We start from the raw sequence: 24,120 nt of genomic DNA, 5'->3' as shown, positions 1-24,120 counted from the left end.
CGGCCCGACCGATCCGTCCTCCGCCGCCCGACGGCTGTGGTTTGCCGCTCGCATGGGGGCGCGCTCAGGAGGATTTCATGAGCACAGCCCGCCCGCTGGAGATCACCGCCGCCACGAGGACATCACGCGCCGTGAAGACGGCGGGGGTGATCTTCGGCATGGGCGTAGGTGGCCTGATCGACGGCATCCTGTTTCATCAGCTCCTGCAGTGGCATCATCTGATCTGCTTCAGCTGCCATCCAGGCGCGACCATCGACGATGTGAGGCGGAACATCTTCGCCGACGGTCTGTTCGGCGTTGTCGCATTGGGCCTCACCGTGGCAGGTGTCATCAAGCTCTGGAGCGCCCTGCGCGCGGGCGGAGCTGAGCTCCCCGGACGGATGCTCCCGGGCGCCGCTGCCATGGGCTGGGGGCTGTTCAACCTGGTCGAGGGGGTGATCGATCATCACCTCTTGCAGATCCACCATGTCCGTCCGGGTCCGGGGCAGCTCGGCTGGGACCTGGCCTTTCTCGCGTCCGGTGTCCTGCTGATGCTGGTCGGCCGTCGCCTGATGCGCGAGGCGCCCGCGTCAGCGGCCGCGCCGGCTCGGGCCTGACTCGCCCCCGCGCCAGGCCAGCTGGACCAGGCGGTGCAGCAGCGACTGCGAGGGCCCCTGAGGGCCTGCCTCGAGCGACGGAAACGCGCTCGTCAGCTGGGCCGCGGCGAACGGCGTCTTCCTGGCGATGAGCAGCTCGCAGCGGCCGTTGAACACCGCGGGGTCCCGGGGCGAGGCGGGGGGGTCCAGCGAGAGCGCCTCCGGGAGCTCTGCGACGGCCCGCCTCAGGTCGTCGAGCTCGTCGATCGCGAGGCGCCGCTCGTGCGCCGCTTCTGCGCCGTCGCCGCCCGCGCGCAGCAGCGCGTGCCCGCTGGCCTGCGAGCGGAACGGGCCGTCCGAGGAGGGGGACAGCGAGAGCTCGACCTTGACCCAGCGGCGCCCTCCGCCGGCCGGCGCGATGCCCTCGAGGACGAGCAGCCAGTCGGGGGCCGCGGGCCGGCGCGCCAGCGCGCGCCTCGCCCAGCGGCGCTGCGCTCCTGGCCCGACCCACGGCGAGAGCCCCGCGTGCCACGCCCGGAACGCGAGCTCATCGCGGTACGCCACGCCCGGGAGCCACCCCCTGGCCACGCCGATCGACTCCCAGACCGCGAGCCCGGCCGCGAGCGCCGGACCCACGCTGATGCACTGGACCAGCCCCGGAATGCAGGCGCCGGCCGCCGCGAGCACGGCGCCTCCGGCCGCCGCCGAGGCGGCCAGCTGGACCGCGCCGAGCCCGAGCTCCCACGGCTTGCAGCCCCGGCACCGCTGCCGCAGCTCGGCGGTGCTCAGCTCGCTCGGATCGCGCAGGTCGCATGCCGCTCTGGTCATATCCCTCGTCGCCGCCCGGCGCCGGACCGGAGGCGAACTCTGCCATCATACCGCGGATCCGGCGGCCTGCGCGTTCAAACCGCGTCGCCGCCGGGCGACGTGTTCAAACCGCGTCGCCGCCGGGCGACGTGTTCAAACCGCGTCGCCGCCGGGCGACGTGTTCAAACCGCGTCGCCGCCGGGCGACGTGTTCAAACCGCGTCGCCGTCCGGCGACGTGTTCAAACCGCGTCGCCGTCCGGCGACGTGTTCAAACCGCGTCGCCGTCCGGCGACGCGATGGCACCGACCTTCGCCCTGGTCGCGCGCAGATAATCGCCGGGAGCGACGAGAATCTGGGTGCCGCGCACGCCGGCCGAGATGGAGACGAGGTCGAAGAGCTCGATCGTCTCGTCCGCGTAGACGGGATAGGCCTTCTTCGCGCCCAGCGCCGTGACCCCGCCGCGCACGTAACCGGTGAGCGGCTGGACCTCCTTCAGCGACACCGTGTCGACCTTCCGGTCGCCGGTGAGCCTGGCCATCGCCTTCAGATCGAGCTGGGCGTTGCCGGGCACCACCGCGAAGCAGACGCCGTGGCGATCGCCGCGCGCCACCAGCGTCTTCCACACCTGCTCCGGGGGCAGGCCGATCTTCCTGGCCACGGTGCCCGCGGTCAGGTCGCTCGGGTCGACCTCGTAGGTGCGCAGCTCGTACGGGATGCCGAGGCTGTCGAGGATGCGCGCGGCGTTGGTCTTCATGGGAATGGGCCGGGCCATGCTATACCCGAACCGGCTCCAGTTCGGGTTCTGCTCGGTCCTCGCGCGCCTCGACGTGGAGGCCGACCACGCCGCGGTCGAGGGCGCCTTCCTGCGGGAGGCGGGGCTGCTCGGGTAGGCGGCCGGGCGCGCGGCGCCGGCTCAGCGCGGGCGCCGGTCGTGGAAGAGGAGCATCTCGATGGTGCCGGCCTCGCGGAGCCAGGGCTGGTCGTGCGGGCCCGGCAGGACCCGGAGGGTGTGGGGGATCGAGCGCTTCGCGAGCTGCGCGGCGAGGGCGGCGTTCGCGTCGCGGAACGGGTCTCCCTCGCTGGTGAGCAGGTGGAGATCGCGCGGCCCGGCCGCGGCGATGGCCCTGGCGAGCCGGTCGGCGTAGGCGGGGGCGCGGTGGGCGCTGATGGCGGACTGCACGCCGCCCCAGGCGCCGAAGAGCTCGGGCCTGCGGAGGAACACCTCGATCCCGATGAAGCCGCCGAGGGAGCAGCCGTCGAGCGAGGTGCGGGCCGCGTCGTCGAACGCGGGCGCCTCGGCGCGGGCGCGCGGCAGGACCACCTCCGCGAGCCAGCGCGCGTAGCCGTCGAGCGCCGCGGCGGGGTTCGGAGCCTTGTGGACGTTGGGCGTGAAGGGGCACGCGATCGCCAGGCCGCCGAACGGCCGCGCCGCGAGCGCGGCGTTGACCTCGGCGAGCCGCGCGTCGGTCCAGTCCTTCCGGCGCGAGGTGCGGCCGAGCGGCGGGCGGCGCAGCCGCTCGTAGGCCGACCCGAGGCCGTACCGCTCTAGCCACGCGAAGGCGCCGAGGCGCTCGTCGCCGGTCTCGCCGAGGCCGTGGAGGAGCACGAGCAGCGGCACGCGCTCGCCCGGGGCGAGGTGCTTCGGGACGAGCAGCGTGAACCGCCTGCCGAGGGCGCGATCGCCGGGGACCTGGAGGTCGCGGACGTCGAAGGCGGGCGGGGAAGCGGCGGGCGGCGGCGAGGGCGGCGCGGCGCCGGCGGGCGGCGGCGAGGGCGGCGCGGCGCTGGCGAGGTCGGCGAGGGCGGCGCTCGGGGCGAGGGCTGAGGCGCACAGGGCCAGGAAGGGGCGCCGGTGGAGGAGCATGCGCGGAGTGTCGCAGCTCCGCGGCCGTCAGTCAGCCCGCACCCGCGCTCCGAGGCGCGCGGCGCCCGCGAGCGGCGTCCGGGAGCTGCGCTGCGCGGGCGGTGGCCGTTCGGGATCTGACGCCAGGTCGACGAGCCCGGAGTCCCTGGGAAGATGCTCTTCCAACGCACGTCCAAGACACCGACCACCGGAGTCGCCCCTTGGCTGCCCGCGGCTTGACTCGGCTGTGTGCGGTCGTAGGCTCCCTGCGCATTGCCGCGCTGCTGCGCGCTGTTCTGGGTGGATCGCGGCGGCGCGCTGATGGATCCATACCGTGCTCGCGAGAGCCGGTCAGTGGAAACGAGCTATCGAAGGCTTCGGACCTGCGGTGTTGGCGGCCGCGGGCGTCGCCACCGGACTTGTCGAAGGGGGGACGGTCATGTGGATTCAGATGGGGGCGATCGCGCTCGCGGCGGTTGCGGCGGCCGGCTGCGCGCACGCGAAGGGCGGCCGGGGCGCGAGCGATGCCGTGTACCTCGACCAGGGATGGGGCGACGAGGAGCGTCGGATCTTCTACCGCGCTTCCCAGGGCGCCAGGCTACTCCCGTTCGGGTGGTTCCTTGCGCTCGAGCGGGAAGACAGCGCGGAACGGTTCGCCACGAGCGACTATGTGGCGCGCTATCGCTTCATCGACGATCCGGACGCGAAGAACAACCCTGAGCGCCTCCCGGTGGGGTTCGCCAGGGACGTCGACCCCCAGACGCGCGAGGTGTACGTCGGGTTCACGTGCGCGACTTGCCACACCCGCCAGATCTCCTACCGTGGAGCGAGGATCCGGATCGACGGCGGCCCGGCGACGATCGACGTGGTCACCTTCATCGATGCGATCTTCGGCGCGCTCGACCGCACGCTGAAGACGCCGGAGAAGCTGGATCGCTTCGCCCGGGCGGTGCTCAAGGACCGTTACGGCGAGGACTCCACGCGTGCCTTGCGAGCGCAGATGGAGAAGATGCTGGAGGTGGTCCGCCTACAAGCGTTCACCGGGGGCGCGGCGGGGCCTCACGCCGCCGTTGCCGGGTTTGGCAGGCTGGACGCGCTCGGGCGCGCCGGCAACCTGCTGTTCGGTCAGCTCAATCCGGAGAACCTCCGCGTGGCCAACGCGCCGGTCGACTATCCTCACCTCTGGGATGCGCCGAGCTACGACTGGGTCCAATGGAACGGATCCATCATGCAGCCGATGGGGCGCAACATCGGGGAGGCCCTGGGGGTGGGCACGCACACGCGGCTCGACCCCGCGCCACAAGGGGCGAAATGGCAACTCCAGTCGAGCATCCGGGTGGACAACCTGCACCTGATCGAGCAGCAGGTCGAGAAGCTCCGCGCGCCGCGCTGGCCAGAGCACCTGCTCGGCAGCATCGACCGGGAGCGGGCGGCACGCGGCGGGCGTCTCTACAGGATGCACTGCGCGAGCTGTCATGACCCTGGGTGGACTCCCCCGGATGAACACGGCAAGCGCTTCCGGCGAGCGATGATGTCCCCGCTCGAGTTGATCGGCACCGATCCGACACACGCCGTGAGTTTCAACGAGCGCACGGCGGATCTGGGGACGCTCGGGCTCGGGAAGATGGGAATGGCGCAGGCGCTGGAGTTCGGTACGTCGGCGATCCGCGAGCTGAAGTACGAGGAGTACGGCCTGTCGGCGGAGCAACGGCTTGTGTGGGATGGGTATCGCCCGAACCAGTGGCGCGCGCCGCGCGCGTACAAGGCGCGGGAGCTTAACGGGATCTGGGCCACAGCACCGTATCTTCACAATGGCTCCGTTCCTAACCTGTACGAGCTTCTCCTGCCGGCGGACCGGCGTTCGAAGAGGTTCTACCTCGGCAGTGCGGAGTTCGACCCGAAGCACGTCGGCCTCCAGGTGAAGCCCTTTCAGGGAGGGTTCGAGCTCGTGACGGACATCCCCGGCAACTCGAACGCCGGGCACGAATACCGCGACGGACCGCTCGGAAACGGCGTCATCGGGCCCGCGCTGACCGAGCAGGAGCGCTGGGATCTGGTCGAGTACCTGAAGACGCTGTGACCGGCGCGCGCCTGGCGAGGCGCGCCGAGCGATGGTGGCGCGGGGGGAGCGCGGGCCTGCTGGCCTGCCAGAGCGGGCTCGATGGTCGCCGTGGAGGAGGTCCAGGGCTGCCAGGTGCTGACAGGAAATGCCCGAGACGTGCGCGGCGGGGTGGACGCGCCGGGGGCGCAGCGGGTACACCGACGCGCCCATGGACACGACGCACGACGCAACGGACGACGAGGTTGGGCAGACGCGCCCGATCCGCCCTGAAGATCAGGACCCCAAGCTGTGGAAGGGGAACGGGTGGACGGCGCGGGTGATCAAGAACGAGGACGACGACGGGTGGGCAGTCGAGATGACATGCGACGGCCAGAGCGAGCCCTCGCTGGTGGGGCCGTGGACGATGGGGCGTGACAAGAAGAACCCGAAGCCCCTCGACGCCAGCGCCTTCGCCACCCTGGTGAAGACGGCGAACGAGATCCTTTCGCGGCACGACCAGCAACGCCGGGCGCAGCTGCACCGGAGCGTGACGACGGTGGTCGGGGGCGGCGCCCGGATGCGGGTGGACCTCGACATCGTGCCCGACGAGGACGATCCGCACGCCATCCTCACGGGGCGAGACGCGGCAGGGGAGACCGTGAGGCGGTCGAGGGTGCCCCCGGACTTCAAGCTCACCGCCGACAGCGCGCGGACGTGGCTCGAAGAGGGCGTTCCCGAGCCGTGACGAGCCGCAGCCGGCGAAGGGTCCGGTGATCTGGCGATGAGCCAGGCCGAGCGCCGCTTCTGCCAGCTCAGGGGCGGGCGCTGGCTCCGCCGCAATGAGCTGCAACACAGCGGGGTCCGGGCTCAGCCCGGGTGAATAGGCGTCCAGGCCGGCGGGTCGCTCGCGGGGAACGACTCGTCCGACGCCTCGTCCACCGGCTCCCACGCCTCGCGCTGCGAGAGCGCCCCGCCGCGATCGAGCGGCGTCTGCGGGCTCCGCTCCTTGGGCGTCTTCGCCCTCGTCGCCCCGGGTCCGGCCGCGGCGTCTTCAGGCGATTCCGGCTGTCGCTCCGCTGCCTTCTTCTCGTTCGTTCCCATGCGTCACCCTCCGGCGCTCCCGTGCCCGACACGACTGGTGGAGCCGGCGAGGCGTGCGGCAAGGGGACCCCGCGCGGGATCGAGACGGCTTTCGCTCGCTCCTCCTCGCTCAGCGCGCCGGCTGATCCTCGACGAATCGCTCGAACACGGCCTTGCGCAGCAGCTCCGGCGGCAGGATCCCCTGGGCGAGCACGAAATCGTGAAATCGCTGCGCATCGAAGCGGGGGCCCATCATGGACTCGACCTCTGCCCGGAGCTCCATCAGCCGGGTGAACCCGTAGAAATACGATGTCGCCTGTCCCGGCGCGCGGAACGTGTAACGCTCCACCTCGGACCGAGCGAACGGCGCCGACAGCACCACCTCCTGCTCAAGGAACGCGCGCGCGGCCGCGGGCGTGATCTTGCCGGCCTGGAGCTCCGGATCCAGGAAGGCGCGCGCGGCCCGCAGCAGGCGGTATTGCAGCGAGACGAGCTGACCCTCGGGCGGCATGAACGGGAACACGAGGGCCTCGGAGTACAGCCCCCACCCCTCGACGTTGGCGCTGTTCATCGCGAAGACCGCCCGGGCGATCGAGACGCCGCGCTCGACGAGCGAGGCGAACTGGAGCTCGTGTCCGGGGCGCGCCTCGTGGGCGGTGAGCGTCCACGACGCCGCTGCATAGGTGAAGTCGTCAACCTTCTGCAGCTCGTCCGCGGCGCCGGGAGGGCCCGGGAGGCTGAGCGGCAACACGAACTCCCCCACTTCCCCCTGGTTGCCGAGCAGCCGCGGCGGCCGCATGTGCGGCGCTGGCGTCTCGGCGCTCTCGGCGGCGGTGCCGAGCCGGATGCGCGCGGGCCGCTCGGGCAGCGTGACGAGGCGCTCTTTCCTGATGATGTCCTCTATCTGGGCCAGACGCGCCTTGTAATGCGGCAAGATGGCCTCGCCCACCAGCTGCTCTTTCTTCAGGGCGCGGAGCACGTCACAGTAATCCGCGCCTGGCAGCTCGCGCGCCCTGGCGACCGATCTCGAGAGCTCCTGCATCTGCGCCGTCAGATCCTCGAAGGCGGCGTGGGCCAGAGGCGCGAGCTCGGCGGGCGGCAGATCGACGCCGTACGACTCGAGCGCGAACGCATAGAGCGGCCGCGGCAACGCGAAGTCGGTCCGCGCCCGGGGGAGCACGTCGCGGCGCAGCGCCGCGTCGTACGCCTCGAGCTGGCGGTTCAGCGCCGCGAGCGGTTCGTCATGGCCGCTGATGCCGTATTTCCTGAACAGCTCACCGATGCCCTCCCGCACGCGGGCATTCGTGGCGAGGTGCCGCTCGATCTCCATCCTGGGCGGGGCGAGCAAGCCGGGCTTCTCGAGGTCCTGGAGGAGCCTGGCCATGGCCTGCTCGGCGATGGGCACGTAGCCCGCCTCCATGCCGGCATAACGCCGGAGGCGCGTGCGGGCCGCAGCTCGCCGCGCCGGCGATACCCGGTCGTCCAGCAGGCTCGAGATGCCGTCGAACACGAGCCCCGTGACGTGCACGTAGGTGACGCTGTACTTCTCCTCGAGCTCCGAGCCGCGAACGGCCCGGTCCGCGGCGTCCACCAAGATCTGCAGATCTTCGGCGACCGCCGGGTCCTTCTCGGTCTCTCGCCGTTTCTGGAGCTCCACGATGGCCGCGCGGAAGGCCGCGCGCTTCTGCGCCTCGACGCCGGGCGAGAGGTCCGCGATCTCCCGGTCCGCGCGCTCGATCCCCAGAGCTCCGGCGCGCTCCGGCGAGAACCGGACGAGCACGTCGAGGAGGGCCTTTGCGTGCTCGTTGCTGCGCTCGACCCAGGCCGGGAGTGGCCGGGCCGCGGCAGGCGCCGAGCGCGCGGTGGGCGCGGTGGGCGTGGCCGCCGAGGGCTCCGGCGAGGGCAGGGGAGCCGGCGCGGCGGCAGGAGGCGGGGCGCCTCGGGCGCACGCAGCGGCGAACAGAGGGACGAGGACGGAGGTGCGAAGTGCGCGCAGGACCATGCCGCACATCTTGCGACGGCGCCGCCGCGCGCCAGCCGCAACGCGGGGCAAATGCGGCCGGCGTGAGCCCAGCTCAGCTGTGCTCGAGCGGAAGCCCCGCCTTCACCCAGCCGCTCGTGCCGCCATCCAGGTTGTAGAGCTGGTTCAACCCGAGCCGCTCGGCGAGCTTCGCCGCCGTCAAGCTCCGAGCGCCCTTCGCGCACACGAACACCACCCGATCGCGCGGCAGGGCCCGCTGCGGATCCGCTCTCAGCTGATCGAGGGGCACCAGCCGCGCGTGCGGCACGTGTCCGACCGACCACTCGCGTGGCTCACGCACATCCACAACGTCCACCTCCCCGCTCTTGATGAGCTCGTCCGCGTCCCTGGGCGATATCGTCTGGATCATGCGTCCATTATAACGGACGCGTGCGACCGTGGCAACCCGGGGGACACAAGTTCGCCGTCGAGACGAAAACCTGCGAAATCCCGCGTGTTCAGCCTGTTTCGAACATCCCAGCAGGGGGGTGGGTGGCGTGGGCGGCTGGCAAAGAGCCCGGCGGCATCCGCATCAGCGGACAGCCGCCGGGCGGCCAGTCAGCGGGACCTCCCGATCTGGATCCGATGCAGCGCGTCAACCAGCGCGTCGATGTCCTCGCAGGTGTTGTAGGGGGCGAGCGACGCGCGCACGGTGCTCTCCAGGCCGAAGCGGCGCAGGATGGGCTGCGCGCAGTGGTGGCCCGAGCGCACCGCGATGCCCTCCCGGTCGAGCGCCCCGCCCACGTCCTCGGTGCGCTGCCCATCGAGGACGAAGGAGAGCACGCCCGCCTTGTCGGCCGCGGTGCCGATGAGCCGCAGCCCGGGGACGGTCGCGAGGGCGTGGGTGGCGTAGTGGAGCAGCTCGTGCTCGTAGCGGCCGATGTTCTCGATCCCGATCCGCGTCACGTAGTCGAGCGCGGCCCCCAGGCCGACCGCGTCGGCGATGTTGCCGGTGCCGGCCTCGAAGCGCGCGGGCGGCGGGTGGTAGATCGTCCGCTCGAAGGTGACGTCCGCGATCATGTTGCCGCCGCCCTGCCAAGGCGGCATCGCGTCGAGCACCTCGCTCTTGCCGAAGACGGCGCCGATGCCCGTGGGGCCGAACACCTTGTGGCCCGAGAACACGTAGAAGTCGCAGTCGAGGAGCTGCACGTCCGCGCGCATGTGGGACACCGCTTGCGCGCCGTCCACGACCACGCGCGCGCCGTGCCGGTGCGCCATCGCCACCATCTCGCGGGCGGGCGTGATGGTGCCGAGCGCGTTCGACACCTGCGTGATCGAGACGATGCGCGTCCGCGGGCCGAGCAGCTTCTCGTACTCCTCGAGGATCACCTGGCCCCGGTCGTCCACCGGAGCGACACGGAGCCTTGCGCCCTTCTCGGAGCAGAGCTGCTGCCACGGCACGATGTTGGCGTGGTGCTCGAGCCACGTGATGACGATCTCGTCGCCCGGGCCCACGTTCCTCCGGCCCCAGCTCTGGGCGATCAGGTTGATCCCCTCGGTGGTGCCGCGCACGAACACGATCTCGCGCGTGGACGGGGCGTTGATGAAGCGGCGCGTCGCCTCGCGCGCCGCCTCGTACGCGTCCGTCGCGCGGGCCGCGAGCGCGTGCGCCGCGCGGTGGATGTTGGAGTTCTCGTGCTCGTAGAAGTACGAGAGACGATCGATGACGGCCCGGGGCTTCTGGGTCGTCGCCGCGTTGTCGAGCCAGACGAGCCGCTTGTTGTGGACCCGCTCCTCGAGGATGGGGAAGTCGCGGCGGATCGCGTGCGGGTCCAGGATGCCGGCCGAGCCGCTCACGCCGCGGACCAGCGCCGGATCCACGGCGCGGATCTCGTGGGCTTCGACCTGGGGAGGGCCGACAGGCGACTCGATGCCCAGCGCGGGCGCGCCGGGCACGAAGTACGGGTCGGCGTCGCGGCCCGCGAGATCGTCCAGCACCGGGATGCGGAGCACCTCGTCGGTCGCTCCCAGGCTCAGCGGATCGGAGCCCACGAGGGGGACGCGGACGAAGCCGGCGCGCACCGTCGAGTCCGGCAGCGCCACGTCGCCGGGAAAGGCGGGCGTCGCGCCGGAATGATCGGGGGCCGAGCCGGGAGCCGGCAGCGCGGCGCCGGAATAGGGGGGGACAGCGCCCGAATGGGCGGGGGCCGAGCCGGAGTAGGCGGGGGCCGACCCGGAGTAGGCGGGGGCCGACCCGGGGTAGACGGGGGCCGCCGCCGCGGACGGCCCCGGTACGGGTGACGGCGCCGCGCCAGCCGCCGCCAGGTGCGGGACGGGTGACTGCGACGGCGCGGCGCCAGGCAGCGGGGCCCCCTGCGCCGCCGCCCCCTGATTCAACGGCGCGCCGAGCATCTCGTTCGCGAGCTGCGCCATCACCGCGGCCAGGGAGGCGGGGTCGAAGCCAGGGCCGGCGGGCGCCGGCACGGGCGCGCCGCCCGGCGCCGAGAGAGGCACGTTCAAGGGCGCGATCCCAGAGCTCCCCACGGCGCGAGTCACCTGCGTCAGAGCACCCTGGAGATCCGCTGTCTGGATCTCACTTGTACTCATAGTAGCTGTCCACCTGGACGCCCTCGAGCACGCCGAGCGCATCTTCGGTCAGAACCGCCGCCGAGCAATAGAGGGACGCGAGGTACGAGGCAGCCCCGAGCTGGTTGATGCCCATGAAGCGAATCGACAGGCTCGGGCTCACCTCGCCGGGGATCCCGGGCTGGAAGAGGCCCACGACGCCGCGCTTCTTCTCGCCGGTGCGGACCAGGAGGATATCGGTCTTGTTGCCCGCGAGGTGCAGCTTGTCGGTGGGGATGAGCGGGAGGCCGCGCCACGTGAGGAACTGCGAGCCGAACAGGGTCACCGTCGGCGGCGGAACGCCGCGCTTCGTGCATTCGCGACCGAACGCCGCGATGGCGCGCGGGTGCGCCAGGAAAAAGGCCGGCTCCTTCCACACGCGCGCGATGAGCTCGTCGAGATCGTCCGGCGTGGGGCCGGCGCCGCGCGGCTTGACCCGCATGCTCTCGTGCACGCTGTTGAGCAGGCCGTAGTTGCCGTTGTTGAGCAGCTCGTCCTCTTGCTTCTCCTTGAGCTTCTCGACGAGGACGGTGAGCTGCTCCTTCACCTGATCCATGGGGCTGCGGAACAGGTCGGAGATCCGGGTGTGCACCTGGATCGTCGTGGTCACCGTGTTGAGCACGTACTCGCGCGGCTGCTCTTCGTAGTGGATGCGCGCCACGGGCAGCTCGGCCGCGTCATCCGGGCTGCAATCGACCGCGAAATCGTTGCTGCAGACCCGGTTGAGGCGGTACACGCCTGCTTCGACGGGCGTCCAGGGGAGCAGCTGTACGAGCCAACGCGGGGTGGCACCGGCCCACTGGGGCGGAGTCTTGCTCGTGTTGGCGTGTTGCCTTGCGGCGCGCTCGCCAAGCAAATGGCTTTCGTTTGTCATGGCAGGGCCCTTCCTCGATCTCTGGCGTGTGGGGGGATTATCTCCGCCAAAGCTGGGCCATTACTACAACTTCTACGCGGGTTGGCGCAATGGCGCTCATGATGCCCAGGACGCTTTCCTCCTGTAAAGCAGATGTGTTTTCCACCATGCTGGACTCCTTTAAAACGGATGGTTTTCCATGATCGTGGAGTGCCGCCGCGCGCGGCGTGGTGGATGGTGAAGCGGGCGGACCTCAGCTGAGGTCAACGCTCAAGGGGGTTGCGGCGGCGTTGCGGCATCGTGGCGGCGGCGTTGCGGCATCGTGGCGGCGGCGTTGCGGTGTTGAGGACAGAAGCCAGGCGATCGAGTGCCGGCCCCGAGCCACCGGCGCGCTTCCGACGCGCCACGATCGCTGAGCGGCGACCGACCTAGGCGGGCACAAGGCGGGCACAAAGTGGTTGGCGGATTCTGTCCGTTATGTTAGACGAATATCCGCTGGTAATCAAGCGCGGCGTTCGCTGCCCGCTCGACGTCCTCCGACCTCGAGGACGCGGAGGCATGCCGTCGCACCCCGGAGGGCCCATGTCGAACGTCACACGCGGCTGGTTCGAAGACAACGCAGAATCCATCGGCCGCACGCCGCTCGTGCGCCTCCGTCGCGCCGTCGACGGCGCGGGCGCGCTCGTGCTCGCGAAGATCGAGGGACGCAATCCGGCGTACTCCGTGAAGTGCCGCCTCGGCGCGGCGCTCGTGTGGGACGCCGAGAAGCGGGGGCTCCTCGGTCCGGGGAAGGAGATCGTCGAGCCGACGAGCGGCAACACGGGCATCGCGCTGGCCTTCGTCGCGGCGGCGCGCGGCTATCCGCTCACGCTGACCATGCCCGAGACGATGAGCATCGAGCGCCGCAAGCTCCTCGTGGGTTACGGCGCGAAGCTGGTGCTCACCGAGGGGCCCCGGGGGATGAGCGGCGCCATCGCGAAGGCGGAGGAGATCGTCGCCTCGAACCCGAGCCGGTACGTGCTCCTGCAGCAGTTCAAGAACCCGGCGAACGCCGCGATCCACGAGCGGACGACGGGCCCGGAGATCTGGGACGACACGGCCGGGAAGGTCGACATCCTCGTGTCCGGCGTCGGGACCGGCGGCACGATCACGGGCGTATCGCGCTTCATCAAGCACCAGAAGGGCAAGGCGATCACCTCCGTCGCGGTCGAGCCCGCGCACAGCCCGGTGCTCACGCAGACGCGCGCCGGGGAGCCGCTCAGGCCGGGGCCGCACAAGATCCAGGGGATCGGCGCGGGCTTCGTGCCCGACGTGCTCGATCTGTCGATCGTCGATCAGATCGAGCAGGTGACCAACGAGGAGGCGATCGCCTACGCGCGGCGGCTGACGCGCGAGGAGGGCATCCTCTCGGGGATCTCGTCCGGCGCGGCGGTGGCGGTCGCGGCGCGGATCGCGAAGCGCAAGGAGAGCGAGGGCAAGACGATCGTTGTCATCCTCCCCGACTCGGGCGAGCGCTACCTGAGCACGGCCCTCTTCGAGGGGCTCTTCGACGAGAAGGGGCTCGCGACATGAGCGAGGCCGATCACGGGGGGTTCCGCGCGCCCGCCGCGCCCGCCGCGCCCGCCGTGTCCGGCGCGTCCTGGGCGCTCGGCTCGGTGGTCGCGGAGCTGCGCGCCGCCGGCCGGGGGATCGACGGCGCGCGCCAGAAGCTCGGGCGCCAGGCGCTGCCGTCGCGCGAGGTGCTCGTCGGCATCGCGCGCGATCTGCGCGCTGTGTTCTTCCCGGCGCACTTCGGGCCCGCGGATCTCACCGAGGAGGGGACCGACTACTTCGTCGGGCACACGCTCGACGCGGCGCTGCTCGCGCTCCACGAGCAGGTCCGGAGGGGCCTTGGCTTCCCGAGGGAGCTCGACGCCCGCGAGGCCGCCCGCCGCGAGGGCCGCGCGGCCGAGATCGTGCGCGACTTCGCCGCGGGCCTCCCCGCGGTGCAGGAGCTGCTCGAGACCGACGTGCGCGCGGCGTTCGAGGGCGACCCGGCGGCCACCAGCATCGACGAGGCGGTGTTCTGCTATCCGGGCATCACGGCGATCATGCACCACCGGATCGCGCACCTGCTCTACACGCTCGGCGTACCGCTCATCCCGCGCATCCTCTCCGAGATCGCGCACGCCGACACCGGCATCGACATCCACCCCGGCGCCGAGATCGGGGCGAGCTTCTTCATCGATCACGGCACGGGCGTCGTCATCGGGGAGACGTGCCGTATCGGCGAGCGCGTGCGCCTCTACCAGGGCGTCACGCTCGGCGCGAAGAGCTTCCCGCGCGACGCGAGCGGGAACCCCATCAAGGGGATCGATCGCCACCCCATCGTCGAGGAGCAGGTGGTGGTGTATGCCGGCGCCACGATCCTCGGGCGCATCACCATCGGCCGCGGATCGAGCATCGGCGGCAACGTGTGGCTCACGCGCAGCGTCCCGCCGAACAGCCGTATCAGCCAGGCCCAGGTGCGGAGCGACGTCTTCGAGGACGGCGGCGGCATCTGACGGGGGCCGAGCGCGCCGTCACGCCGCGCTCGGCGCGGGCGAGATCCGGCTCGTGCCCGGCGTCGATGCGGTGTATGAGCGCCGGGCGTCCGCCGAGGCCGCCCCGCGATGATCCCCCGCCGCCGCCTGCACCGCACCGTCTTCGCGCTGGCTGCCCTCTACAACGCTTGCTGGGGGCTCTACGCCGCCGCCGACCCGCAATGGCTCTTTCGCTTCGCGGGCATGGAACCCCTCAATCACCCGCAGATCTTCGCCTGTCTGGGGATGGTCGTCGGGGTGTACGCCATCCTCTATGCGGAGGTCGCGCGCGCGCCCGAGCGCGGGTTCCTCCTTGCGGGCGTCGGTCTGCTCGGCAAGGTGCTCGGGCCGATCGGCCTCGCGGCGCTGCTCGTCACCGGGCAGTGGCCGCCTCGGTCCGCCGTCCTCTGCTTGACGAACGATCTCGTCTGGTGGATCCCCTTCGGCCTGTACCTCCACGACGCGTGGCCGTTCTTCGTGCGGCAGTGGAGGGATGCGCCTTGAGCGTCCCGGGGGACGCCACCGACGCGGCCTCCGTCGCGGCGGCCTTCGCGCGCGTGGAGGCGTCGCTCGGGCCGGTCGAGGTGCTCATCTACAACGCCAGCGCCTTCCGCGTCGCGGGCGCGCTGGAGCTCGCGCCGCGAGAGCTCGAGGACGACTGGAAGATCAACTGCCTCGGCGGCTTCGTGAGCGCGCAGGCGGCGCTGCCCGGCATGCTCGAGCGCGCCGGGCGAGATCCCCGATCCATCCCGCGGAGCCCGGGGTAGAATCGTGGTGAGCTGGCCGTGGCGCCCGCCGGCGAGCGTGCAGCCGCGGAAGCGGGCGCGTCCACGCGCGGCCCGCTCGCAAGGAACGAAGGATGACAGAGAGAGACAGGCAATCGACCCCCGCGGCGGTGGAGCTATGGGGAAACGGGCGCGGTTACGGCCCGATCTCGCCGCGGCACCCGCTCGGCGGCGAGATGACGGACGTGGTGCGCGGCATCTTCACGCGCCTCAGGCTCCCGTGGCTCCTCCAGCGCTACTCCAAGATACCCGTGCTCGCGGTCTTCAGCTGCGTGAACGGGTTCGTGAGCATCGGTCTGATGGCGGCCCTCGCCGTGGTGACGAAGTCGCCCTTCGTCTTTCCGTCGCTCGGGCCAACTGCCTTCCTGTTCTTTTACACTCCCACGGCGGCGTCGGCCGCGCCGCGCACCACCATCGTTGGGCACAGCATCGGCATCGCGGTCGCGTACATGAGCCTGCTCATCACCGGGCTCACGCACGCGGGGCCGGCGACCGCGACCGGGGTGACCCTGCCGCGCGCCATCGCCGCGGCGCTCTCGCTGGGGCTCACGGCCGGCCTCATGGTGCTCGCCCGCGCGCCACACCCTCCCGCGGGCGCGACGACGCTGATCGTCTCGCTGGGCATCCTGTCACGGCCTCCGATGCTCCTCGTGCTCCTTGGTGGGGTCGTCCTGCTCACGCTCCAGGCCATCCTCATCAATCGCCTCGCCGGCGTCGACTACCCGCTGTGGGCCCCGCGGCAGGCGCGCCCGGAGCAGGATCCGCCGCCTCCGCCTCCTCCTTGATCCAAGGGCCTCCCGTCGCCGGGCGGCCGAGGACGGGCGACTCGCGTCGTCGCTCCATGCCGGCAAGGCGCCTCGTCGCGCGTCGCGCCGCGCCTCATGGCGAAGGCGCTCTCCTGAGCGCCCCCTGGGCAGCAGCGCTCCGCCGGGCGGCGCGCCCGGCGCCGCGGCGTCACTCCGCGAGCGCAGCGTCGCCCAGCGTGTTCACGTATCCCGACTCGATGATCCTCTTGAGGAGCATCAGGAACACGCCCGCGTCGCGCCAGCACTCCGCCGGCAGGCTCGCCACGCCTCCGCGCACGACGTCGACGAACCGCTCGACGACGCGGCCATCCCCGGCGCTGTCGTCGGCGGCGAGGTCGCGCAGCGTCGCCGCGATGACGTCCTCGTCATCGACGCCGACGAACCGCAGGGTGGCCTCGACGAGCCTCCGGTTCGGATGGTTGAAGAGGTTGAGACCGAACCGGCCCCGGGGGCCCGAGCGCCGATCGACGTCCTGATCTCCCACGTCGTCGAAGATGCGCGAAGCCGCGTCGGCGAATCGCTCGCACACGCGCCTGACCGCCGGGGAGGCCAGCACCTGTCCTGTCGTGGGGAGCTCGGGGCGCGCGCTCCGGTAGAGGCTGTAGACGACGGCGATCGTCCCGGCCGTTTGAATGCTCCCGATCGCATGCGCGACGAATTCGTCGGCGTGGTCGTCCCAGAACGCACCCTCTTCGCGCTCGAGATAACGCTGGCTGAGCTGCCGCATGGCGGAGCCATGGCTCAGAAAGCCGGCGACGGGCGACTCGATGAGCGCGCCCGCATCCTCGGGAGAGCTCAGGCGATGCAGCAGGCGCGCCACCTCCGCCAGAGGCCGAGCGCGCGCCGCGACGAGGGCGGGATCGGGGCGCGGCGCCCTGGCCGCGTCGAGCTCGCTGCGGAGGACGGCGGACGCCAGCCGCTTCGCGTCGTTCGACGCGGGGAGGCGCAGGCGCGGCGCGTGAACCTCGATGAACCGGTGCGTCGCGACCGCCATCGCAAGGTCCCCGTCATCCATCAGGCCATCGAACAGGAACAGGAGCCCAAATACGATGGAGACCTCGGCGAGGCGCTCGACCTCCTCGATTTCGATCGCGATCGCGGCGCAGAACGCGGTCGCCTTGGGGCCAATCTGGCGCACGACGCGCTCGACGTGCTCCGGATCGAGGTCGGGTAAGGCGCCCTGGACGATCGGGCGGAACCTCTCGAGAAAACACGCGTGGACGGCGCGCATCCTCTCGGAGAGCGCGCGGCGGCCGACGGCGGTCGGGTAGGAGTCGCCGAAGACGTGGCTTTGCCACGTCCTTTCCATCAGGTCGTCTAGCTTTCCCATGACGGTTGCGACGCGAGGAGGGCGCCGAGGACCCACGCGCGGTCCACCCGCGCCGGGCAATACAGCTCCTTGCCGATCCAGCGGAGATCTTCCTGGCCGGCGCCGATGTCATGGTTCGACATCAGCCAGTCGCGCCCCCGTCGCCAGGCGCCCCGCGCCATCGATTCGAGCTCGCGGTTCCTCCGGGCGGCGCGGAGCGCGAGCACGGCGTACGCCGTCTCTGCCGCGGTGGGCGCGCCGCCGGCTCCCCAGCCGCCGTCGCCACGCTGGGCGCGCAGCAGCGCCTCCAAGCCCCGCTTCACGGCGGGCAGCTGCCCCTCGTGCGAGAGGGCCAGGATGACCTGGCTGGTCGTGTAAAGCCAGGAGCTGTGCCATTTGTCGCCAACCCACCGCCCGTCCGGCTGCTGGCGCTCGAGGAGATACCGCGCCGGCTCCGACGCCTTCTCCCCGCGGGACGCGAGGGCGTGCATCGCGTGTGCATTGGTCGTGAGCGAGGGCTGCAGCTCGTTCGCGTACGTGATGAACATCCCGCCTCGCTCGAAGCGCCGCAGCGCCTCGATGGCGCGGGGCGCCGCGAGCTCTCCCAGGGTGGCGATGACCGTCGAGGTGATGTCGCCGTCCTGCGTGAAGGCGTCGCTCATGCCGATGCCCTCGGGGCGAAGCGCGGCGCCGAGGTCGAGCAGCTGCGGCCGCGCCACGTCGCCCAGCCGGGGATGGTCGAGGAGATCGAAGGCCCGCAGCGCATACAGGACCCAGGCCTGCTCGAATCGGCCGATGGGCCACACCGTGGGGACGACGCCGGGGATCCCGACCTCGGTCGCGTCGCTCGCTCGGAGCAGGTACTCGCGCGCCACCGCTCGTGCGGCCGCGAGGCCGACCTTGTCCCGAGACGCGTGAAGCCAGGCGGCCGTGGCCGCGGGGCTGTGCCCGACGCCGCCGCTCACGTCGAGGAGGTCGGGCGAGGGGCCGCTCCCCCAGCCCTCCCACGAGTGCGACGCCGCGCTGCCGGCCGCCGGCCGGGCCTTGCCGATCAAGGCCCGGCGCCGCTCGCCGAGCGCGATGAGCGCCCTGTACGGGCCCCAATCGACGCCGAGGCCGAGCGAGGAGGCCCGGTCGAGCAGCCTGGGCATGAGCAGCTCCAGCCCGACAGGGATGTCGTCCGGCAAGGACGTCTCCCAATGCGCCGCCTGGTTGCGCAGGAACGCGAGGCCCCCCTCGCAGGCGCGGCGTACCTGCGGCGTGAGCTCGCGGTAGGGATGGAGGGCCACGAGCGACGCCAGCGTCGGGAGATCGCGCGCGCGTGGGACCGACGAGAGCCCCCAGCCCCCATCCGACCGCTGCTGATCCAGGAGCCATGGGATGATGCTCGCCCTGGCGCCGGGAAAGACATCGAACATCAGCACGGTGGCGGTGTCGTACACCGACGGGCTGACGAGACCCCCGCCTCGCCCGAGCTCCGCCACGAGCTCGCGAAGGACGGCCAGAGCGTGATCGGAAGGACTCGAATGCGGTGAGGTGTTCATGCGCTGATCCACCCAGTGAGGGCCGGCTGCCGCCGGCGACCGTGTTCATGGTGAGCGGCGTCGTCCCGTCGGCGATCGCGGTCGATCGCTCGATGCGTTGGAAGGCGCTCGAGCTTTGCCCGTTCAGCACCGGCGAAAGGCGACCCGCGTCGCGGCCGTCGGATGCCCGGTCGGGAAGTATACGTGCTTCGGTGAAGCGCCCTCCAAGTGTGGAACGAGCCCGGCGCGGCGCAACGCCCGGACGAGGATGAGCTGAAGCTGGAGCGCCTCGACGCAAGCGACGTTGTATCCAAGACAGAAGTGCGGCCCCCCGCCGAACGCGGCCAGCTCCAGCGGACCCGGTGGGTTCGAGCGATCTCTCCAGCGGCTCAGATCGAAGCGGTCGGGGTCCGGGAACAGCGATGGATCATAACCGAATTGCGCGGGGCTGAGGGCCAGCGGCGTATTTCGAGGGATGCGTCTGCCGCTCAGCGTGATCGTCCCGGTGACCGTCCGGAAGATGAACCAGACCGGCGTGTACATCCGCAGGACCTCCCGGAAGATGGCGTTGGCGACGGGGAGCCGGTCCGCCTCTCTCGCGGACATGGGCACGGGCGCGTCCGGCGCGGCCGCGTGCTCGTCGCAGAGCGCGCTCCACACCTCGCTCCGGCGCGACAGGACAATCACGATCCACGCCAGGATGGAGGCGCTGGTCTCGTGTCCGGCGAGCACTATCGCGCGAAGGTTGTCGACGATGCCTTGGTCCGACAGAGGCTCGCCTTCGTCGTCGCGAGCATTCGAGAGCATCTCGACGAGAGAGCCCGCGGCGCCGCCCCCGCGAGCGAGCGCGAGGAGCTTCCGCAGGCGGTCGTCTATCCAGGCGCGCGCGCGATCCGAGCGGTACGCGGGCATGCCTGGCAGACGACCCGGGATCGGGTAAACACCCAGGAACAGCTCGCGATAGGCCCGGCTCCAGGCGCGTATATCCCCTGTCGGGACGCCGCAGATGCGAAGGATGATGTCGAGGGTCAGATCCCGCATGGCGGGATGGACCGCGAAGCTCTCTTGCTGGAGCCAGGCGTCGATCTTCGCGGCGATCGCGGAGGCGATGGCGGCGGCGGCCTCCTTGGCGAACCCCTGCGGGGAGAACGAGGGGTTGATGGCCGAGCGCATGTGCCGGTGCAGGGGCCCGTCCTGCGCAGCCATCGACCGGCCCACGATCCCCTTGATGTGCTCCGGATGGTCCATGACCACCTCCGGCGCGCGCAGGAGATCGAGGGCGTCGGCTCCGACATAGAAGAGCCGGCGTTGCGCGAACCCGAGGTTGACCCAGAAGAGCGGGCCCAGCGCGCTCCGGCTGCGGCGCAGCAGGCCGATGGCGTCCCGGTAAAGGACGGGCAGGTGACCGAGCACCGGCAGCTCTCCGGCCGCGGTGGGGAAGCTGTCGTGGTCGGTTCGACCCAGGGAGAGCATGACGCGCGAGCAGAAGGGGAGGGGCCGCGGGTCAGCGGCCCGGGGAGCCGTTCGTCGCCGGCGTCGACGCGGCCTGGCGCATCTGGTTGATGCAGAACATGATTCCAGCCCGCAGGTTCGACCGCGTGACCATGCTGTTCAGATCGAGGCCCAGCTCGACGATCGTCTGCGCGACCGACGGCCTGATGCCGCAGATGATCCCGCCCGCGCCGAGGAGCCGGATGGCGTTCACGAGCTTGATCAGGTGATTCGCGACCTGCGTGTCCACCATCTCGACGCCCGTGAGATCCAGGATCGCATAGCGCGCGCTGGTGCGGACGATCTCGTCGAGCAAGCTCTGCATGACGTCGGCGGTCCTCGCGCTGTCGACGACGCCGACCATGGGCAGCGCCACCACCCCGTCCCAGACCTGGATGATGGGCGTCGAGAGCTTGCCGATGACCTCCTGCTGCTTCTGGATCTGAAGCAGCCGTAGCCGGAGCTCCTCTTCCGCTCTCTTCGCCTCCGAGACATCGAGCGAGAGCCCGATCACGGACTCGACGTTTCCGAGCGGACTCTGGATCGGCACCATCCAGTTCTCCCAGAACGAATTGTTGGCGGGGACGTGGCTCATGGAATGGGAGGGAGACCCGCGGAGCGCCCTCCTCACGTTCTCCGTGCCTTCGGGAGCGTTGGCGAAGACGTCGAAGAGGTTCGTCCCGACGAGCTGCCCCCGCTTGAGGCCGAGCCCCGAGAGGCCCCTCCCGTCGTGGCGGGTGATGACGCCCGCCGCGTCGCATGACCAGACGATGACAGGGAGGTTGTCGGAGAGGGCGCGGAGCATGTCCGCGTCCTCTCCCTTCCCGGGCTCGGCGGCGGGGTGATCGTCGGCGCCGGACGTCGCGTGCAGCGAGCCGTAGACCTCCTGGCCGTGCGGCGCTCTGCGCAGCACGCAGGAGAAGGACGCATACACGTTCCCGGCCGTCATCACCCGCCCGCGGAGCTCGACGGACCCGGTCGCCTCCAGGAGCCCGGACCACTTCGCCCGGGCCGCCTCCCGATCGTCGTCGTGGAAGAGCTGGAAGAACGCCGTCCCCGGCGTGGCCGCGTGCCCGACCGTGCGGCCGAATGACTCGCTCCAGTGCGACAGCGTGCCGTCGACATTCGCTACGAACAGCGCCTCGGGGGAGTAGAGATAGGCTGCCTCCCACGGGTCGCGTGAACTCGTGTAATGCTGTGTCATGACGAATGTTGCCCTCCCCCAAGCCCGATTCAGGCCTCCTACCTGTGCTCACCTCGTTCGTAGGGGCCGTGGATCGCGCGTGTATTTGACCAAGAATCGGCGTCAGCGGACTCACCCCTCTCAGGACCCGCGAGCGCGATGACGAGCGCCCGGAGATATCCAAATGCCTCGATCCCAGCGAGGGTTCCAGCTTGCATTGCGAGATTACAAGCCGCACATCTCCGGCTGAGGCCGGGTAGATCCGGAACTCGCGCTAAGGCCATTCCCGATGTGTGATCGTGATCGATGTCCAGGATGCTGTTCAATCCGTTCGGCCCGGAACGCCGCGAGGCGAGGGGGGCGGACGCGATACGAAGACTGCGCTCCTCATGACGGTGATCGCGCGGACGCCGCCCAGAGTTCCATGAGGTCACCTATGCTGTCGTCACGCCAGGGGAAAGGACTTGACTTCCACGAACCGCTTGGATGTGCTGTCCGGCAGCGCGGCCGCGCCGCTCTGAGCTCGACATGGAAACCGAGACCGCCCCGAGCCCCTCGCCCGAGCAGATCGACCTCTCCGCGCCTTCGGTGATAGCCGATCCTTACCCCGCGTACCGCGCGCTGCGCGGGCGATCTCCGGTGCTCTATGCGCGCGTGCCCGCGGGCGGCGCGGCGGGCCTCGGCGAGCCAATCCGCGCCTACGCGCTCCTGCGCCACGCGGAGGTGCTCGCCGCGCTGCGGGATCCCCAGACGTTCTCGTCGAACGTCACCGACAAGATCCGTGTCCTGCCGCGGATCACGCTGCTGCACGACGATCCGCCCCGGCACACCCACCTCCGCAGGCTCGTCAGCCGATCGTTCACGCCGCGGCGCATCGCGGAGCTCGAGCCGTGGATTGGCCGCCTCGCCGCCTCGCTGCTCGAAGCGACGGGCGACGGGCCGTCAGACCTCATGGGCGCCTACGCGATGCCCCTGCCGATGATGGTGATCGCCACCCTGCTCGGTATCCCGGCGGAGCGCTATGTGCAATTTCGGAGCTGGTCCGAGTCCGTGATGTCCTACAGCGGTATCCCGGCGGAGGAGCGCGCGAGCCGCGGTAAGGCGATGGTCGACTTCTTCGCGGCGGAGCTCGAGGCGCGACGGCGCGCGCCGTCAGGCGATCTCATCTCGGCGCTCGTCGAGGCCGAGATCGACGGCGCGCGCCTCGACACGCCCGAGGCGGTCGGCTTCTGCGTCGGCCTGCTCGTCGCCGGCAACGACACCACGACGAACCTCATCGGCAACATGGCGCACCTCCTGTCCGAGCGGCCCGAGCTCTACCGGCGCGCGCAGCAGGATCGGAGCCTGGTGGGGCCGATCATCGAGGAGACGTTGCGCCATTCGAGCCCCGTGCAGCGCCTCCTGCGTGTCACCACGCGGCCGGTGGACGTGAGCGGCGTGATGATTCCGGCAGGGCACCTGGTCGACGTCGTGTTCGGCGCGGCGAACCGGGATCCCGCCGTCTTCGAGGAGCCGGACGCGTTCCGGCTCGACCGGCCTCCGGCGGAGCACCTGGCGTTCGGGCAGGGGACCCATTTCTGCATCGGCGCGGCGCTGGCGCGGATGGAGGCGCGGATCGCCCTGAACGCGCTCCTCGACTGCTATGAGTCCATCACGCCCGGCGAGGCGCCTCCGCTGCGGCAGACGCGGGCGATCATGCCGCTCGGGTTCGAGTCGCTCCCGCTCGTCCTGCGCCGGAGCCGCGCCACCGCCTGATCAGGATGTCTTTGATCTCGTCCCTCAGGTTGAGGTTGCGGATCGTGTGGTGTGCCTGGAGCACCCGGAACGGTCGCGGTGCGACGGCCTCCCACGTCGCCGGACGAGGGCGAGGCAGATGCGCTCGCCCTCGCCTCGTGCGGCGATCCGTGCACAGCGACTCGCTTCATGCGCCGAGGCGCCGACTGGCGTGCAGCGACGAGGCGCGCCGGCTCGTCACGCGCGCGGGAGGAACGTCACCTTGCCGGTCTCGAGGGCGTACTCGGCGCCCACGATCAGCATGCCTTCCTCGGTGCACAGCCGCTCGAGAAGCCGGCTGCCGTGCCGGAGGTGATCGCACGAGTTGCGCACGTTGGCGCGCACCGCCTCGCGCTGGAGAAAGCTCCTGTCGGCGTCGCGGCCGGCGGCGCTCACCACCGTCTCGACGGGAGCTCGGCAGCGCTCGACGATATCGCGGATGTTGTCGGTGAGGGGGCCGCCGTGGTCCTCGTCGAGCAGCTCGCTCAGCGTGGCGTCGATGGCGCCGCAACGCGAGTGGCCCATCACCACGGCAAGGCGGGTCCCGAAGGCGGCGGCGGCGAACTCCACGCTGCCCACGAGCGAGGGCGCCACCACGTTGCCCGCGACCCGGATGACGAACAGGTCCCCGAGCCCCTGGTCGAAGATGAGCTCCGCCGGCGCCCGCGAGTCCGAGCAGCTGAGGATGATGGCGAAGGGCTGCTGCCCCTCCACGAGGGCGGCCCGCGCCCGCGGTCCCATCACGACGTGCTCGCCGCGGATGTTGTCCACGAAGCGCCGGTTGCCCTCAATGAGGCGTTCCAGCGCCTGATCGGCCGTCACGACGGGAGAGGCGGGCGGAGCGTTGCTGAGTCCCATGCTGACCGGCCACGGTGGTGGACCGGGCCGCGGGCGTCAATGGGTG

Annotated in this window: 22 protein-coding genes; 9 read left to right on the top strand and 13 right to left on the bottom strand. The window is 71.0% G+C overall.

What is annotated here, in order from left to right; all coding sequences use genetic code 11:
• The first annotated feature begins 131 nt into the window (after positions 1-131).
• Positions 132-596, top strand: coding sequence for a DUF2243 domain-containing protein (locus WMF34_RS24040; protein ID WP_231864221.1), 465 nt, complete (start codon positions 132-134; stop codon positions 594-596).
• Here WMF34_RS24040 and WMF34_RS24035 read toward each other — a convergent pair.
• The 3 genes from WMF34_RS24035 to WMF34_RS24025 all read right to left on the bottom strand — a co-directional run bounded on the left by WMF34_RS24035 (position 570) and on the right by WMF34_RS24025 (position 3,247).
• A complete protein-coding gene (locus WMF34_RS24035) occupies positions 570-1,403 on the bottom strand; it encodes a hypothetical protein (RefSeq protein WP_437989237.1) in 834 nt (277 codons plus the stop codon). The two genes, WMF34_RS24040 and WMF34_RS24035, sit on opposite strands and share 27 nt — an antisense overlap.
• Before the next feature lie 248 nt (positions 1,404-1,651).
• Positions 1,652-2,137: a Cys-tRNA(Pro) deacylase gene (ybaK, locus tag WMF34_RS24030; RefSeq protein ID WP_437994663.1), complete on the bottom strand. Its 486-nt coding sequence runs from the start codon at positions 2,135-2,137 to the stop codon at positions 1,652-1,654.
• A 159-nt stretch (positions 2,138-2,296) separates the two neighbouring features.
• A complete protein-coding gene (locus WMF34_RS24025; protein ID WP_437989236.1) occupies positions 2,297-3,247 on the bottom strand; it encodes a hypothetical protein in 951 nt (316 codons plus the stop codon).
• A 418-nt stretch (positions 3,248-3,665) separates the two neighbouring features.
• On the opposite strand from WMF34_RS24025, the gene WMF34_RS24020 reads away from it, so the two are divergent.
• The gene (locus tag WMF34_RS24020; protein ID WP_012237280.1) at positions 3,666-5,306 is read left to right on the top strand and encodes a c-type cytochrome; all 1,641 of its coding nucleotides are present in this window, start codon (positions 3,666-3,668) and stop codon (positions 5,304-5,306) included.
• A 190-nt stretch (positions 5,307-5,496) separates the two neighbouring features.
• Positions 5,497-6,012, top strand: coding sequence for a hypothetical protein (locus tag WMF34_RS24015; RefSeq protein WP_044969061.1), 516 nt, complete (start codon positions 5,497-5,499; stop codon positions 6,010-6,012).
• 122 nt (positions 6,013-6,134) lie between these two features.
• Here the strand turns inward: WMF34_RS24015 and WMF34_RS24010 are convergent, their stop codons facing one another.
• The 5 genes from WMF34_RS24010 to WMF34_RS23990 form a co-directional block, all read right to left on the bottom strand.
• The gene (locus tag WMF34_RS24010) at positions 6,135-6,368 is read right to left on the bottom strand and encodes a hypothetical protein (protein WP_012237278.1); all 234 of its coding nucleotides are present in this window, start codon (positions 6,366-6,368) and stop codon (positions 6,135-6,137) included.
• Positions 6,369-6,477: 109 nt separating this feature from the next.
• On the bottom strand, positions 6,478-8,358 hold the full coding sequence (locus WMF34_RS24005) for a DUF885 domain-containing protein (RefSeq protein ID WP_437989235.1): 1,881 nt from the start codon (positions 8,356-8,358) through the stop codon (positions 6,478-6,480).
• 64 nt (positions 8,359-8,422) lie between these two features.
• Positions 8,423-8,737, bottom strand: a complete 315-nt coding sequence (locus WMF34_RS24000) for a rhodanese-like domain-containing protein (RefSeq protein ID WP_012237276.1) — start codon at positions 8,735-8,737, stop codon at positions 8,423-8,425.
• 188 nt (positions 8,738-8,925) lie between these two features.
• Positions 8,926-10,914 carry a family 2A encapsulin nanocompartment cargo protein cysteine desulfurase gene (locus WMF34_RS23995; protein WP_437989234.1) on the bottom strand — a complete coding sequence of 663 codons (1,989 nt, stop codon included), beginning with the start codon at positions 10,912-10,914 and terminating at the stop codon, positions 8,926-8,928.
• Positions 10,901-11,806 (bottom strand): family 2A encapsulin nanocompartment shell protein, encoded by a 906-nt coding sequence (locus WMF34_RS23990; protein ID WP_437989233.1) that lies wholly within the window; start codon positions 11,804-11,806, stop codon positions 10,901-10,903. Before WMF34_RS23990 ends, WMF34_RS23995 begins: the two co-directional genes overlap by 14 nt.
• A 561-nt stretch (positions 11,807-12,367) precedes the next feature.
• On the opposite strand from WMF34_RS23990, the gene cysK reads away from it, so the two are divergent.
• The 5 genes from cysK to WMF34_RS23965 all read left to right on the top strand — a co-directional run bounded on the left by cysK (position 12,368) and on the right by WMF34_RS23965 (position 15,916).
• Positions 12,368-13,357 (top strand): cysteine synthase A, encoded by a 990-nt coding sequence (gene cysK / locus WMF34_RS23985; protein ID WP_012237273.1) that lies wholly within the window; start codon positions 12,368-12,370, stop codon positions 13,355-13,357.
• Complete coding sequence (gene epsC, locus WMF34_RS23980; protein ID WP_437989232.1) at positions 13,354-14,328, top strand: serine O-acetyltransferase EpsC; 975 nt, start codon at positions 13,354-13,356, stop codon at positions 14,326-14,328. The genes cysK and epsC overlap by 4 nt, the downstream gene beginning before the upstream one ends.
• A gap of 108 nt (positions 14,329-14,436) precedes the next feature.
• Positions 14,437-14,850, top strand: a complete 414-nt coding sequence (locus WMF34_RS23975) for a hypothetical protein (RefSeq protein ID WP_012237271.1) — start codon at positions 14,437-14,439, stop codon at positions 14,848-14,850.
• A complete protein-coding gene (locus WMF34_RS23970) occupies positions 14,847-15,113 on the top strand; it encodes an SDR family NAD(P)-dependent oxidoreductase (protein ID WP_437989231.1) in 267 nt (88 codons plus the stop codon). Before WMF34_RS23975 ends, WMF34_RS23970 begins: the two co-directional genes overlap by 4 nt.
• 92 nt (positions 15,114-15,205) lie before the next feature.
• Positions 15,206-15,916: an HPP family protein gene (locus WMF34_RS23965; protein ID WP_012237270.1), complete on the top strand. Its 711-nt coding sequence runs from the start codon at positions 15,206-15,208 to the stop codon at positions 15,914-15,916.
• A gap of 169 nt (positions 15,917-16,085) precedes the next feature.
• On the opposite strand, the gene WMF34_RS23960 is transcribed toward WMF34_RS23965, so the two are convergent.
• From WMF34_RS23960 to WMF34_RS23945, 4 genes are all read right to left on the bottom strand, one after another.
• Entirely contained in the window at positions 16,086-17,267 is a 1,182-nt protein-coding gene (locus WMF34_RS23960) for a hypothetical protein (RefSeq protein ID WP_437989230.1), read from the bottom strand.
• Complete coding sequence (locus tag WMF34_RS23955; RefSeq protein WP_437989229.1) at positions 17,255-18,790, bottom strand: hypothetical protein; 1,536 nt, start codon at positions 18,788-18,790, stop codon at positions 17,255-17,257. Before WMF34_RS23955 ends, WMF34_RS23960 begins: the two co-directional genes overlap by 13 nt.
• A gap of 123 nt (positions 18,791-18,913) precedes the next feature.
• Complete coding sequence (locus tag WMF34_RS23950) at positions 18,914-20,242, bottom strand: cytochrome P450 (protein WP_437989228.1); 1,329 nt, start codon at positions 20,240-20,242, stop codon at positions 18,914-18,916.
• A 31-nt stretch (positions 20,243-20,273) separates the two neighbouring features.
• Positions 20,274-21,464 (bottom strand): STAS domain-containing protein, encoded by a 1,191-nt coding sequence (locus WMF34_RS23945; protein ID WP_012237266.1) that lies wholly within the window; start codon positions 21,462-21,464, stop codon positions 20,274-20,276.
• A 507-nt stretch (positions 21,465-21,971) separates the two neighbouring features.
• On the opposite strand from WMF34_RS23945, the gene WMF34_RS23940 reads away from it, so the two are divergent.
• Positions 21,972-23,198: a cytochrome P450 gene (locus WMF34_RS23940; RefSeq protein ID WP_012237265.1), complete on the top strand. Its 1,227-nt coding sequence runs from the start codon at positions 21,972-21,974 to the stop codon at positions 23,196-23,198.
• 216 nt (positions 23,199-23,414) lie between these two features.
• Here WMF34_RS23940 and WMF34_RS23935 read toward each other — a convergent pair whose 3' ends face one another.
• Positions 23,415-24,074, bottom strand: a complete 660-nt coding sequence (locus tag WMF34_RS23935; protein WP_012237264.1) for a carbonic anhydrase — start codon at positions 24,072-24,074, stop codon at positions 23,415-23,417.
• Positions 24,075-24,120: the final 46 nt, after the last annotated feature.

This window comes from Sorangium sp. So ce145, assembly GCF_051525985.1.
Taxonomy (GTDB): Bacteria; Myxococcota_A; Polyangia; order Polyangiales; family Polyangiaceae; genus Sorangium; species Sorangium cellulosum_B.
Note: the sequence above shows the minus strand (reverse complement) of the source record. Positions and strands in the feature narration are given on the sequence as shown.

Bases quoted from the DNA above. Each gene is read 5' to 3' on its own strand.
- WMF34_RS24035 (WP_437989237.1), bottom strand. From the start codon at position 1,403: ATGACCAGAGCGGCATGCGACCTGCGCGATCCGAGCGAGCTGAGCACC.
- ybaK (WP_437994663.1), bottom strand. From the start codon at position 2,137: ATGAAGACCAACGCCGCGCGCATCCTCGACAGCCTCGGCATCCCGTAC.
- WMF34_RS24025 (WP_437989236.1), bottom strand. From the start codon at position 3,247: ATGCTCCTCCACCGGCGCCCCTTCCTGGCCCTGTGCGCCTCAGCCCTC.
- WMF34_RS24020 (WP_012237280.1), top strand. From the start codon at position 3,666: ATGTGGATTCAGATGGGGGCGATCGCGCTCGCGGCGGTTGCGGCGGCC.
- WMF34_RS24015 (WP_044969061.1), top strand. From the start codon at position 5,497: ATGGACACGACGCACGACGCAACGGACGACGAGGTTGGGCAGACGCGC.
- WMF34_RS24010 (WP_012237278.1), bottom strand. From the start codon at position 6,368: ATGGGAACGAACGAGAAGAAGGCAGCGGAGCGACAGCCGGAATCGCCT.
- WMF34_RS24005 (WP_437989235.1), bottom strand. From the start codon at position 8,358: ATGTGCGGCATGGTCCTGCGCGCACTTCGCACCTCCGTCCTCGTCCCT.
- WMF34_RS24000 (WP_012237276.1), bottom strand. From the start codon at position 8,737: ATGATCCAGACGATATCGCCCAGGGACGCGGACGAGCTCATCAAGAGC.
- WMF34_RS23995 (WP_437989234.1), bottom strand. From the start codon at position 10,914: ATGAGTACAAGTGAGATCCAGACAGCGGATCTCCAGGGTGCTCTGACG.
- WMF34_RS23990 (WP_437989233.1), bottom strand. From the start codon at position 11,806: ATGACAAACGAAAGCCATTTGCTTGGCGAGCGCGCCGCAAGGCAACAC.
- cysK (WP_012237273.1), top strand. From the start codon at position 12,368: ATGTCGAACGTCACACGCGGCTGGTTCGAAGACAACGCAGAATCCATC.
- epsC (WP_437989232.1), top strand. From the start codon at position 13,354: ATGAGCGAGGCCGATCACGGGGGGTTCCGCGCGCCCGCCGCGCCCGCC.
- WMF34_RS23975 (WP_012237271.1), top strand. From the start codon at position 14,437: ATGATCCCCCGCCGCCGCCTGCACCGCACCGTCTTCGCGCTGGCTGCC.
- WMF34_RS23965 (WP_012237270.1), top strand. From the start codon at position 15,206: ATGACAGAGAGAGACAGGCAATCGACCCCCGCGGCGGTGGAGCTATGG.
- WMF34_RS23960 (WP_437989230.1), bottom strand. From the start codon at position 17,267: ATGGGAAAGCTAGACGACCTGATGGAAAGGACGTGGCAAAGCCACGTC.
- WMF34_RS23955 (WP_437989229.1), bottom strand. From the start codon at position 18,790: ATGAACACCTCACCGCATTCGAGTCCTTCCGATCACGCTCTGGCCGTC.
- WMF34_RS23950 (WP_437989228.1), bottom strand. From the start codon at position 20,242: ATGCTCTCCCTGGGTCGAACCGACCACGACAGCTTCCCCACCGCGGCC.
- WMF34_RS23945 (WP_012237266.1), bottom strand. From the start codon at position 21,464: ATGACACAGCATTACACGAGTTCACGCGACCCGTGGGAGGCAGCCTAT.
- WMF34_RS23940 (WP_012237265.1), top strand. From the start codon at position 21,972: ATGGAAACCGAGACCGCCCCGAGCCCCTCGCCCGAGCAGATCGACCTC.
- WMF34_RS23935 (WP_012237264.1), bottom strand. From the start codon at position 24,074: ATGGGACTCAGCAACGCTCCGCCCGCCTCTCCCGTCGTGACGGCCGAT.